This is a genomic window from Catellatospora sp. IY07-71 (assembly GCF_018326265.1).
Taxonomy (GTDB): Bacteria; Actinomycetota; Actinomycetes; order Mycobacteriales; family Micromonosporaceae; genus Catellatospora.
In genome coordinates this window covers 4815852-4828262 of the sequence record NZ_AP023360.1, presented here as the reverse complement: position 1 = coordinate 4828262, position 12411 = coordinate 4815852, and the positions used below count along the sequence as shown (strand labels likewise).

General features: G+C 72.8%; 8 protein-coding genes. 2 read left to right on the top strand and 6 right to left on the bottom strand.

Annotation, left to right across the window (positions count from 1 at the left end):
• Positions 1-109: 109 nt before the first annotated feature.
• The 6 genes from CS0771_RS21495 to CS0771_RS21470 all read right to left on the bottom strand — a co-directional run bounded on the left by CS0771_RS21495 (position 110) and on the right by CS0771_RS21470 (position 8595).
• A complete protein-coding gene (locus tag CS0771_RS21495; protein WP_212842663.1) occupies positions 110-1084 on the bottom strand; it encodes an ABC transporter ATP-binding protein in 975 nt (324 codons plus the stop codon).
• The gene (locus CS0771_RS21490) at positions 1081-3000 is read right to left on the bottom strand and encodes a dipeptide/oligopeptide/nickel ABC transporter permease/ATP-binding protein (RefSeq protein WP_212842662.1); all 1920 of its coding nucleotides are present in this window, start codon (positions 2998-3000) and stop codon (positions 1081-1083) included. The genes CS0771_RS21495 and CS0771_RS21490 overlap by 4 nt, the downstream gene beginning before the upstream one ends.
• A 2-nt stretch (positions 3001-3002) precedes the next feature.
• Positions 3003-3995 (bottom strand): ABC transporter permease, encoded by a 993-nt coding sequence (locus tag CS0771_RS21485; protein WP_244870935.1) that lies wholly within the window; start codon positions 3993-3995, stop codon positions 3003-3005.
• Positions 3996-4200: 205 nt separating this feature from the next.
• Entirely contained in the window at positions 4201-5784 is a 1584-nt protein-coding gene (locus CS0771_RS21480) for an ABC transporter substrate-binding protein (RefSeq protein WP_212842660.1), read from the bottom strand.
• A gap of 121 nt (positions 5785-5905) precedes the next feature.
• Positions 5906-7285: a serine hydrolase gene (locus CS0771_RS21475; protein WP_212842659.1), complete on the bottom strand. Its 1380-nt coding sequence runs from the start codon at positions 7283-7285 to the stop codon at positions 5906-5908.
• Between the two features lie 143 nt (positions 7286-7428).
• Complete coding sequence (locus CS0771_RS21470; RefSeq protein WP_244871395.1) at positions 7429-8595, bottom strand: choice-of-anchor A family protein; 1167 nt, start codon at positions 8593-8595, stop codon at positions 7429-7431.
• A gap of 229 nt (positions 8596-8824) precedes the next feature.
• Between CS0771_RS21470 and CS0771_RS21465 the strand changes: the two genes are divergently transcribed.
• On the top strand, positions 8825-9499 hold the full coding sequence (locus CS0771_RS21465; RefSeq protein WP_212842657.1) for a hypothetical protein: 675 nt from the start codon (positions 8825-8827) through the stop codon (positions 9497-9499).
• Between the two features lie 126 nt (positions 9500-9625).
• Entirely contained in the window at positions 9626-12382 is a 2757-nt protein-coding gene (locus tag CS0771_RS21460; protein WP_212842656.1) for a collagen-binding domain-containing protein, read from the top strand.
• Positions 12383-12411 lie beyond the last annotated feature (29 nt).

Here is a 12411-nt window from a genome sequence, read left to right as displayed (position 1 = left end):
CTTCTCCCTCGCTCAGGTCTTCTGATCGTCTCGTCGGCAGGTCGTGTTCGGGTCACCTCGCGCCTGCCGAGCGCGGGTGTCGTGCTGGTGCGGGCAGCAGCAGTTCAGGTCAGCCGACGCTGCCGGTCGGGTCGCCCACGCCGCCGGGCACGAAATGGCAGGCGGTCCGGTGCCGGTCGCCGGTCGGGGCTGGTTCGCGCTCGCGGCAGATCGTGCGGTCGGCATGGACCAGCGGCCCGACGGGGCAGCGCGGGTGGAAGCGGCAGCCGGGCGGCGGGTGATGCGGGTCGGCCGGTTCCGCGTCGGCGACCGCGGCGGGCAGGACCGCCCCGGCGCCGCGGCCGGCGGCGGCGAGCAGCTCCCGGGTGTACGGATGCCGCGGATCCCCCAGCACCTGCTCCGCGGGCCCGAACTCGACGATGCGGCCCAGGTACATGACGGCGACGTGGTCGGCGACGTAGCGCACCACGGCCAGGTCGTGCGAGATGAACAGCATCGACAGCCGCAGCCGCCGCTGCAGGTCGCGTACCAGGTTCAGCACGGTGCCCTGGATGGACACGTCCAGTGCCGAGGTGATCTCGTCGGCGATGACCACGTCGGGCCGCCCGGCGAGGGCACGGGCCAGCGCGACCCGCTGCCGCTGCCCGCCGGACAGCTGCCCCGGATAGCTCACCGCCCGCTCCGCGCCCAGGTCCACCAGCCCCAGCAGCCGCGCCACCTCGTCGCGACGCGCCGCCGAGCCACGTGCCACCTCACGTGGCAGCGCCTCGGCGATCGACGCACCGATGGTCATGCGCGGGTCGAGTGAGGAGTACGGGTCCTGGAACACCATCTGCAAGGGCCGCCGCCGTCCCACCCGGCCGTCGCGGCGCAGCGGCCGCCCGTCCAGCAGGATCCGCCCGGCGCTCACCGGGTGCAGCCCGACGGCGGCACGGGCCAGCGAAGACTTGCCGGACCCGGACTCGCCGACCAGTCCCACCACCGAACCGGCCGGCACGGTCAGGTCGACGTCCTCGACGGCGGTCAGCGCCCGCCGCCCGGTGCCGTACCGCACAGAGACGTTCTCGAAGGTCAGCTCACTCATGCTGCGTGCTCCGGTCCAGCGGTGACCACGGCTGCGTAGTCGCTCGGTGGGAAGGGTCGGTCGGCGTGCCAGCAGGCCACTCGGCGGCCGGCAGCGTCGGTGACCAGCGCCGGGTCGTCGGCCCGGCAGCGGTCGTCGGCGAGCGGGCAGCGCGGCGCGAACGCGCAGCCGGGCGGCGGCGCGGCCGGGTCGGCGGGCCGCCCCGGGATGACGGGCAGCGGCCGATCGCGGTCGGTGGCCAGGTCGGGGACGGCGGCGAGCAGTGCCCGGGTGTACGGGTGCCGCGCCGCGCTCCGCAGCTCGGCCGCCGGGAGGTCCTCCACGATGCGCCCGGCGTACATGACGAGCACCCGGTCGCACACCTGCTCGATGACGCCGATGTCATGGCTGATCAGCAGGATCGCCACGCCCTCGGCGGCGCGCAGCTCGGCCAGCAGCCGCAGCACCCGCTGCTGCACGGTCACGTCCAGCGCGGTGGTCGGCTCGTCCGCGATGATCAGCTGCGGGCTGCCCATCAGGCCCATGCCGATCATCGCCCGCTGCCGCATGCCGCCGGAGAACTCGTGCGGGAACTGCCGCGCCCGCCGCCGTGCCGCCGGGATGTGCACCGCCTGGAGCCGGTCCACGGCCCGCTCCTGTGCTTCGCGCCGCCCCGCGCCCAGGTGCTCGCGAGCGACCTCGGCCAGCTGGGCGCCGATGCGCCGGGTCGGGTTGAACGAGGTCGCCGGGTCCTGGAACACCATCGCCAGCGAGGTGCCGAGCAGCCGCCGCAGCGTACGCGGCGACGAGGTGAGCAGGTCCGCGCCGAGGAAGTCCAGCCGCCGCGCGCCGACCCGGCCCGGCTCCTCGATGAGCTGGGCGATCGCGAGCGCGGTCAGGCTCTTGCCCGAACCGGACTCGCCCACGATCCCGACGGTCTCGCCGCGGCGTACGGTCAGGCTGACCCCGCGCACCGGCGTGACCGGACCGTCCTTGCCCGGGAACGAGACCCGCAGCTCCTCCACGTTGAGCAGCACGTCGGACGGCGCGGGAGCGATCGCGGCGGGCGCGGGCTCGGCGCGGCGGCCGAGGCCCCGGAACGTCCCGGCGGTGGGCACGCCGAGCCCCTTGGCCACCGCCTCGCCGAACATGTTGAACGCCAGGCCGGCCACCACCACCGCCGCACCGGGGATCAGCGCCGCGGCCGGGTTCAGGTAGATGCCGTTGAGGCCCTCGCCGAGCAGGCGGCCCCAGTCGTACCCCGGCGCCTGCACGCCCAGGCCGAGGAAGGACAGCCCGGCGAAGGCCAGCAGCGCGCCGCCCGCGCCGATGGTCGCGTTCACCACCAGCGGCTCGCCGACGTTGGGCAGCACGTGGCGCAGCAGCACCCGCACCCGCCCGACCCCGGCGATGCGCGCGGCGGCCACGAAGTCGCGGTTGGCGACCGCGGCGGTCAGCGTCTGGGTGAGCCGCGCGAACGACGGCGCGCCCGCGAAGCCGATGGCCAGCACCGCCCCGCGCGCACCGGCGCCGAACACCACCGCGAACGACAGCGCCAGCAGGATGCCGGGGAACGCCACCGCGATGTGCACGATCGCGGTGACCAGGCGGCCCAGCCGCACCCCGAGCAGCAGCGGCGCCGTGCCCAGCACCAACCCGGCCGCTACCGCGATCGCCGTCGCGGCCAGCGCCAGCCGCACCGAGGTGCCCGTCGCGACCAGCACCCGGGCGAAGATGTCCCGGCCGAGCCCGTCCGTGCCCGCCCAGTGGGCGCCCGACGCGGGGCGCAGGATCTGCGCCGTGTCCATCGCCTCGGCCCGCGCGCCCCACAGCACCGGGGCCAGCACCGCCAGCAGCAGCACCGCGCCGAGCAGCGCCGCCGCGCTCGCGCCCACCGGCGTACGCAGCACGCCGAGCCATCTCGCCCGCCAGGTCATTCTCAGCTCTCCCTGATCGTCGAACGCGGGTCGAGCAGCGCCAGGGCCACGTCGACCAGGAGGTTGACCAGCAGCACGCCCAGCCCGTAGACGAGCACCACGCCCTGCACCACCGGGTAGTCCTTGGCCAGGATCGAGCCGACGATGGTGCCGCCCAGGCCCGGCCAGGCGAACACGTTCTCCACCAGCACCGTCCCGGCGACCATGGTGCTGAGCAGCAGGCCGCCCAGGGTGATCGTCGCGGTGAGCGCGTTGGGCAGCACGTGCCGCAGGTACACCTTCGGGTCCGGCAGCCGCTTGGCCCGCGCGGTGCGCACGTACTCGGCCTGCAGCACGCCGAGGGTCTCCACGCGCAGGATGCGGGCCAGGATCGCGGCCGGGCCGACGGCGAGCGCCAGCACCGGCAGCACGTACGAGTCCGCGCCCTGGCGCATCGCCACCGGCGCCCAGCCCAGCTCGACGCTGAACACGTACACCAGGCCGACCGCGAGCAGGAACTCCGGCACCACGGCCAGCACCACGCTGCCCGAGGTGAACGCCAGCTCCACCGGCCGCCGCCGCCCGCCGCGCGTCAGCACCGCCATGAGCAGCCCCAGCGGCACCGACACCAGCGCCGCGCCCCCGAACGCGAGCACCGCCAGCTCGACCGTGGCGGGCAGCCGCTCGCCGATGGTCTGCGACACCGGCATGCCGGTCAGCATCGAGGTGCCGAGGTCGCCGTGCAGCAGCCCGCGCAGGTAGTCGGCGTACTGCCGCCACAGCGGGTCGGTCAGGCCCAGCGCCTCGCGGCGGGCCTCGACCAGCTCAGCCGGCGCGGAGACGCCCAGCGCGGCCCGGACCGGATCGCCCGGAATCAGGTGGATCATCAGGAAGGCGAAGGTGAGCAGCACCCACACCGAGACGAGCAGCCGGCCGAGCCGCCGCGCGGCGAAGCGCAGCCAGGCGTTGTCGGCGAGAGCCGCGAGCGTGCCGGACGGGGCGGTCGCACTGGTCACCGGCATGGCCTCCGTCACATCCTCGGGTTCGGTGCACCGATCCTGCCGGGCGGGCCGACCTGCGGTCTTGGTACGCCCGCACAAGCCCCACCCCCTCCCCTCGTCCCCGCGCACCATCACCGTGCCCCGGAACGCGCCGAGCGCCGCACGAGCCCGCCGGTGCGAAGCGGGTCGTACGGCGCTCGGCGCCTTTGTCAGGGACGGCTCAGGCGAGCATCCGGATCGAGCCCGGGATCACCGCGCCCTGGCTCAGCTCGAACGTGGCGCCCTTGCCGAAGGTGGGGATCGACGAGTCGACGAACGGCACGATGTCCACCTTCTTGAACAGCGCGTCCTCGGCCGCGGTCCACTTCGGGCAGCCCTGCGTGCCGGGGACCCCGGCCGCCTCCTTGGCCAGCGCCGCGTACTCGGCGTTGTTCACCGAGGCCAGGTTGACGCCGTTGGGCGGGTTCGGCCCGGACAGGAACGCCACCAGCGCGGTCGGCACCGGCACGCCCAGCGGGAGGAACGCCGCCTGCCACGCGCCCTGCCCGCCGACGACGAGCTGCCCGATCTCGGCGTCGGTGACGGCCTTGAGGGTGACCTCGACACCGAGCGCCGACCACTCCTTCTGCAGCAGCTCGGCGCCGGCCTGCATGCCGGGACCGACGCTGGTCGGGAAGTAGAACAGCACGGCCAGCTTCTTGCCGTCCTTGACCCGGACGCCGTCCGCCCCGGCGGTCCAGCCCGCCGCGTCGAGCCCGGCCTTGGCCGCGTTCGCGTCGAACGCGGGCAGCAGGGACACCGCGTTGCCGTCCCCGCACGGCCCGCCGAGCGAGACCAGGCCGGTCGAGCGCTTGCCACTGCCGCTGGACACGACCTGGCCGAGCTGGTCCAGGTTGAGCGCCTGGGTCAGCGCGCGGCGCACGGCCTCGTCCGCGCCGGGCATGCCGGCCTTCTGGTTGAACCACAGCTCGCCCAGCGGCGCGACGGTCGGCCGCTCGTGCAGCTTGGCGGCCTGCAGCCGCTGCCGGTCCGGCCCGACCACGATCGCCGCGTTGACCTCGCCGGACAGCAGCAGGTTGACCGTGGTGGTCTCGTTGCCGACGACCCGCAGCACCACCTTGTCCGGCAGGCCGCGCTGGTCGGCCTTCCAGTCGCCGGGGCCCCACGCGTACTCCTTGCGCCGGGTCAGCGTGTAGTGGTCGCCGGTGACGGCCTCGGTCATGGTGTACATGCCGGTGCCGTCGGAGCCCTGCTTGAGCGTGTCGCGCGCGGCCATGCCCTTCTTGCAGACGATGTGCAGGCTGCCCACGTTGCGGTCGAGGAACGGGTCCGGCGCGGGCGAGGTGACGGTGACCGTGCCCGCCGCGTCGTCGCCGACCGCGGTCGCGCCCGGCGGCACGTAGACGCCGAGGCGGGTGGACGCGTTCTTCGGGTCGCCCACGAAGGTGATGTTCGCGGCGACGTCGGTGGCCGTCAGCGGCGTGCCGTCGGCGCAGGTCACGCCCTTGCGCAGGGTGTACTTCGCGGTCGTGGTGGTCGACTCCCACTTCTCGGCCAGGCCCGCGACCGCGGCGCCCTTCTCGTCGAGGTTCAGCAGCGAGTCGTACAGGAAGCGGTCGACCTGCCCCGCCACCGAGATGGAGGTGAAGTGCGGGTCGAGGGTGCCCGGGTCGGAGCTGAGCACCAGCGTGAAGGTCTTGCCGTCGGCGAAGGAGTCGCCGCCCGTGGGGTTGTCCGTGCCGCCGCACGCGGCCAGGGTCAGCGCGAGCGCCCCGGCCGCCGTGACTGTGACTATCGATCTCATGGTGGGTGCCTCCGAGGGGACGATCTGTGGGGCGCAGCCTGCCCAAGCCGGGCGCTGGCGTGTTGGTGCCGGATGACGAGTTCGCCGCGGCGCTTCCGTACGCCGCACCGAACCCGGACGCTCAGACCCGGCGGGTCGCGCGTCCGCTGTGCACGTACATGGCGTTGCCGGCGCCGTCGTCGCCGACGAACGCGTGCGGCAGGTGGATGCCCAGCTGCGCCTGCGTGGGCAGGAAGATGTCGCCGCGCAGGTGCACCAGCTCGGTGCGCTCCGGCTGCCCGCCCAGCTCGGCCATCAGGCCCAGCGGGACCAGGTCCATCCAGAGCCGCCCGTCGGCGTCCTGGCTCACGGTCAGCTCGTTCACCTCGGACGCGTACGTGCCGACGTACCGCGCCCCGTCCACCGGCTGCGGCTGCGCGGGCAACACCGGCAGCGCGGGCAGCTCGACCCCGGCCAGCTCCCGCAGCACGTGCCGGAAGATCTCGGCGTACAGCGCGAACGGGTTGCCGCCGTTGGTCAGCAGCGCCACCGCGACGTCCGTGCCCGGCACCACGCGCAGGAACGACGCCTGCCCGATGGTGTTGCCGTCGTGGCCGACGACCGGACCGCCCGCCCAGTCGAACAGCTCCCAGCCCAGGCCCCAGGCGTCGCCCATCAGCCCGGCGCACGGCACGTCGACCTGCCGCTGCTGCATCGCGGCGACGCTCGCCTCGCTGAGCACCACCGTGCCGTCGGCCGCGCGGCCGCCGTTCAGGTGCATCTGCGCGAAGGCGATCAGGCTGCGGGCGCTCATCGTGAGCATCGCCCCGGCCGGGGAGTTCGACCGGGCCAGCGCCCACACCGGCGCGGGCACCGGCTCGGCGTCCGGCGCGGGCTGCACGTGCCCGACCGCGGCCCGGTGCAGGATCGCCTCGTACGGCCCGTTGGCCGCGTGCACCAGGCCCAGCGGCGCGAACAGGTGCTCGCGTACGCAGTCGTCGAACGGCTTGCCGCGCAGCACCTCGGCGATCCGCCCGAGCACGCAGTACCCGGCGTTGTTGTAGGAGAACAGCGCGCCGGGCGGGAACAGCTGCGCGGTGCCGCCGAGCGTGGCGACGTACTTCTCCACGCAGTCGTCGCCGCGGCCGGTGTCGGTGAAGATGTCGCCCTCGAACCCGGCGGTGTGGTTCATCAGCTGCCGCACCGTGATCGCGGCCGCGGCCGCCTCGTCGGCGATGGCGAACTCCGGCAGGTAGCGCCGCACCGGCGCGTCCACGTCGAGCAGGCCCTCGTCGGCGAGCTGCATCAGCAGCGTCACCGTCCAGACCTTCGTCACGGACCCGATCTGGAACACCGAGTCCGTCGTCGCCTCGACCCCGGTCGCCTTGCTCAGCACACCCGCGGCGTGCTCGACGACCTCGCCCCCGGCGGACACGGCCACCGCCGCGCCCACCCCATGCTCGGCCACCAGCTCCGGCAGGCGCCGCTGCAGCCACTCATCGATCCCACTCAGCTTCGACATGGGCACACCCTAGGTTCGGCCCAGCTCACCGCGTTCGTCCCGAACGACGAACCCCCACCCCACCCTCCGTACCCCCCAACAGAAAGGAAGGGCACCTTCTTATCGCTTTGCGATGTAGAAGGTGCCCTTCCTAACCCGCAGGGTCACGGGCGCGGCGGGTGCGGGGCGCCGTACGGGCTGGCGCTCGGCGACCCGGACGGCTGCGGCGTCGCGCTCGGCGTCGCGCTCGGGCCGGGCGTGCCCGGGCCACCCGCGCAGCTCAGCTCCGCGTCGAACGGCGCGTAGTGCACCTCCCCAGCGTCCTGGTCGCCCGCCTGGTTCACGCCGTACACCAGCTGGCGGCTGACGATCTGGCCGACGTTGGCGGCCGGGCTGAAGTCGATGAAGTTCGCGCGCGGCCCGAGGAACGTGCCGACCATGGTGTGCGAACCGGGGTCCTGGGCCACCGCGACCGCGTTCGGGAAGTTCCACAGCAGGTACGGCGCCTGCGCCGTGCCGACGCCGTCGAGCTGCGGCACGGTCCACGAGTACGCCGTGCCCGCGGCGGGCAGCACCACGTTGATCAGCAGGGGCGCGTCGGCCTGCGGCAGCGTCGGGATGCGCTGGAAGGTCAGCGTCGTGATGTTCGCGAGCCGCTCCGGGTCGAGGTTGAGCACGTTGGTCACGCCCGGGGTGAGCGAGAGGTACGCGTGCGTGCCCGGCGGCAGGTACTCCGGCAGCGGCAGCCCGGTGGCGTCGGTGAGCATCACGTTGCCCCCGCACGCCGACAGCGCGTCCGAGGTGGCCCGGAACTGCGTGAACGCCGTCGCGAAGTCGATCGGCGCGGCGGGCCCGACCGAGGCCGCCGGCTGCCGCACGGACAGCTCCACGCGCGGCGCGCTCCCGTAGGCGGCGCCCTCGGCGACGATCTGCGTGTTCGCCTGCTCGCCGCCGCCGTCGGTGACGTGCACGGTGGCGTCGCCGAGGTCGCCGATCTTCGCGTACCCCTCGGTGGGTACGGTCAGCACCCCGCTGCCGGAGCTGTCCGCGAAATCCACCTCCCCGCCGACGACGAGGGCACTGGGCAGCGCGTCGGCACCCACCCGGAAGGTGCCCGGTGTGGTGACCGCGACCGTGAACACGTCACCGGCCAGCGTGACGTCCTCGCCGACGGCCAGCGGACCTTCGAATGAGTTGTCGACGAGCGAGGCGTCCTCGGCCACGAACACGTTGAACCCCAGCGCACCGGCGACCGGGTTGGCGAGGCTCGCCGTGCGGGCTGATGCCGGCCCGGTCGCGCTCATCAATGCCGCTGCCAGCACGGTCGCCACGCTCAAGGTGGTTGCTGTGGCATATCCGCCACGACGCACGTTTTGTCGCATGACGTAACCCTATAGTGGCAAAACAGGCTATTCAGGCGATTCGCAAACGTCCGGACGGCCGGCTACCGACCGGACCGCCGAAGCTGATCACAGTGTCGTGGTCCTGACTCGGACTCCGCCGCCCGGCCGGGATGGCCCTACTGTGCAGTGGCCGCGCACCTCTCACCGAAGGAAACCCATGCCGCACCACCCCCGCCGCACCGCGTTCCTCCTGCTTCCGGCCGCCCTGCTGGCCGGCGTGCTGGCCGCGTGCAAGGACTCCGGCACGCCCTCGGCCGCGCCCAGCGCCGTCACCGTGGTGAGCCCCTCGGCGGCCGGCTCGCCGTCGGCCGCGGCCTCACCGGCGGCCGCCTCGCCGAGCCCGAAGGCGCCGGTCAACAAGGTGCCGACCTGCGCCCAGGTCAAGGAGGCGATGATACGCGGCAGCATCGACCCCTACGACGCGTTCGGCGCCGACGGCGCCCCGCTGACCGAGGGCATCTTCTCCGGCGAGGACGGGCTGGTGCTCGCCGTGCAGCAGGCGTGCACCACCGGCGACCTGGGCGGCAAGCTCGGCAAGGTCACCGTCGGCACCATCATGAGCAGCTATGTGGACACCACCGGCCGCTGGTGGGGCGTGATGCTCTGCGTCAAGCCCGGCAGCCGGGCACAGTGCACCGTCCACTTCGCGCTGAACGACCGCGACCCGATCGAGTCGGTGAGCATCGCCGGGCACAAGCTGACCGTGGTCTACCTGACCCGCCCGGACGACGCCGGATCCGCCACCGTCGCCGTGCGGCGCACCGCCGTGTACGGCGTCAGCGGCAGCACCCTGACCGAGCTGTCGCACACGGACGCGCCGTACACCCCTTAGCACGTTCCGCGCAGCGGCCGACCCGAAACCGCAGGGTCGGCCGCTGCCGATTTTGCCAAAAGGTGCCAAGAAGGTAAATAGGGCAAACGGACATTTGTTTCGGGCAAATGGGGCTATACATGCCTCATGAACCTTTTCCGGACTCGCGGCATCGCCGCGACCGCATCGCTGTGTGTGGCCACCACAGCCATGCTCTCCCTGCTGGGAGTGGAGCCCGCGCAAGCGATGAGCCCCACCCAGCCCACCGAGGCGGCGTTGGGCTTCAACGTCTTCGTCCTCGGCAACGCCGCGCTCACCAGCAACGAGACGGAGGGCCCGGTCGCCCTCGGCGGGAACCTCACCATCGGCGGCAACTACCAGGTCGCCGGGAACCAGGTCGGCACGTTCACCGTCGGCACCGACGCCCGGCCCAGCGCACTGGTCGTCGGCGGTCAGGTCAACCTCGCAGGCAGCGATGCGGCCTCCCGGCTGTCCGTGCTGAGCGACGGCTACGTCAAGGTCGGCGACCTGACCGGTGTCGACGTGCGCAACATCGACGACAACAACACGATGAACGTGGACACCCGCATCGTGCGCGACGGCGCCCTGTACAACTCGACGCCGCGGGTGGACCTCACCATCTCGCAGCCCGTCGCCTCGGTCGGCCCGGCCTCGCCGATCGACTTCGCCGCCGCGTTCACCGAGTTCCGCACCGACTCCTCCACGCTGGGCCGCTGCACCGAGAACGTCACCCTCACCGACGCCGCGAACGTCCCGCTGCCGGACACCTTCCCGGCGGGCACGCAGGCCTACATCACGCTCACCGACGGCGTCACCAACGTCCTGAACATCAGCGCCGAACTGCTGAACAACCTCGCCGGCCTGACGTTCCGCAACCAGCCGAACGAGGACCGGCCGCTGCTGGTCAACGTCGGCACCACCGCGGTCATGAACAACTTCGCCTGGACGGTGGCGAACCAGGCGGGACTCAGCAGCGCCGCGTACCCGTACATGCTCTGGAACTTCCCCACCGCGCTCAACATCCTCATGCAGCCGAACTCGGCGACGCTCGAGGGCACGCTGTACGCCCCCAACGCCACGCTGACCGACCGCAGCCCGAACAACATCGAGGGACAGGTCATCGTCAGCGGCCTGGTGCACGGCGACGCCCGGAACAACGGCGGCGAGATGCACCCCTTCCCGTTCGAGGGCATCCTGAGCTGCGCCGGTCCGGTGACCCCGACCTTCTTCACCCGGGCGTCCCCGGACGTGACGCTGGGCGGCACGGTGTTCGACACCGCCACCCTCGACGAGGCCGCCAGCCCGACCGGCACCATCACCTTCCGGCTGTACGGGCCGGACAACGCCGAGTGCACCGGCATGCCCGTGTTCGACTACACGGTCGAGGTCGACCACGGCAACGGCGAGTACCCGTCCCCGACCTTCACGCCGACCGCGGTGGGCACCTACCGGTGGACCGCCGAATACAGCGGTGACGCCAACAACAACGAGCTGTTCAGCCCCTGCGACGCCGAGAACGAGTCCGTGGTCGTGAACCCGCGGGCCACGACGACCCTCTCCACCCAGGCCTCGCCGACGGTGCCGGTCGGCGGCACCGTCACCGACACGGCGACCCTGGCCGGCGGCCAGGACCCGACCGGCACGATCACGTTCCGCCTGTACGGGCCGAACGACGCCGACTGCACCGGCACCACCGTCTTCAGCGACGACGTGACCGTGGACAACGGCAACGCCGACTACACCAGCGAGGCGTACACGCCGGTCGTGGCCGGCCTCTACCGGTGGACGGCCGTCTACAGCGGCGACGCGAACAACCTCGGCGCCACCAGCTCGTGCAACGCGGCGAACGAGACCGTCCTGATCACCCCGCAGGGCAGCCTGAGCCTGGTCACCGACGCGTCGGACGACATCACGATCGGCGGCACCGTCACCGACACGGCCACCCTCGACGGCGGCCAGAACCCGACGGGCATCATCACGTTCCGCCTGTACGGGCCGAACGACGCGACCTGCACCGGCATGCCGGTGTTCACCGACGAGGTGGTCGTGGTCAGCGGCACCCGCACCTACACTTCCGACCCGTACGAGCCGCTCGCGCCCGGCACCTACCGCTGGACCGCCGGCTATGGCGGCGACACCAACAACGACCCGGCGGCCAGCCCGTGCAACGCGGCGAACGAGTCCGTCGTCGTCAACCCGCGCGGCGGGCCGTCCATCGTCACGAACGCCTCCGACGACATCACGCTGGGCGGCACCGTCACCGACACGGCGGCCCTGACCGGCGGACAGAACCCGACCGGCACCATCACCTTCGAGCTGTTCGGGCCGGACAACGAGACCTGCACCGGCCGGCCCGTGTTCACCGACGAGGTGGACCTGGTCCCGGGCACCACCCGATACACGTCGGCGGCCTTCGAGCCGACCGCGCCCGGCACCTACCGCTGGGTCGCCACGTACAGCGGCGACGCGAACAACGACGAGGCCGTCAGCCCGTGCAACGCCGAGAACGAGAGCGTCGTCGTCCGCCCGGCGGCCGGGCCGAGCCTGGTCACCCGGGCCTCCGACGACGTGAAGCTGGGCGGCGAGGTCTTCGACCGGGCGAGCCTGACCGGCGCGCAGAGCGAGACCGGCACCATCACGTTCCAGCTGTACGGCCCCGGCGACCGGCGCTGCGAACGCCGCCCGGTGTTCACCTCCACGGTGGACGTGTCCGGCGACGGCCGCTACCGCTCGGAGTCGTTCCGCCCGGAGCGGCCCGGCACCTACCAGTGGGTCGCCACCTACACCGGTGCGAACGGCGAGACCGCGAGCACCGAGTGCGGCGACCGCGACGAGCAGGTCGAGGTCAAGAAGAAGTACTACGGCGGCCGCCCGCGGCCCTGAGCCCCGGCGCTGACCGAGCGGAGCCCCAC

Excerpts from the sequence above, each read along its gene's own strand:
- CS0771_RS21465 (WP_212842657.1), top strand. The coding sequence starts at position 8,825 with ATGCCGCACCACCCCCGCCGCACCGCGTTCCTCCTGCTTCCGGCCGCC.
- CS0771_RS21460 (WP_212842656.1), top strand. The coding sequence starts at position 9,626 with ATGAACCTTTTCCGGACTCGCGGCATCGCCGCGACCGCATCGCTGTGT.
- CS0771_RS21495 (WP_212842663.1), bottom strand. The coding sequence starts at position 1,084 with ATGAGTGAGCTGACCTTCGAGAACGTCTCTGTGCGGTACGGCACCGGG.
- CS0771_RS21480 (WP_212842660.1), bottom strand. The coding sequence starts at position 5,784 with ATGAGATCGATAGTCACAGTCACGGCGGCCGGGGCGCTCGCGCTGACC.
- CS0771_RS21475 (WP_212842659.1), bottom strand. The coding sequence starts at position 7,285 with ATGTCGAAGCTGAGTGGGATCGATGAGTGGCTGCAGCGGCGCCTGCCG.
- CS0771_RS21490 (WP_212842662.1), bottom strand. The coding sequence starts at position 3,000 with ATGACCTGGCGGGCGAGATGGCTCGGCGTGCTGCGTACGCCGGTGGGC.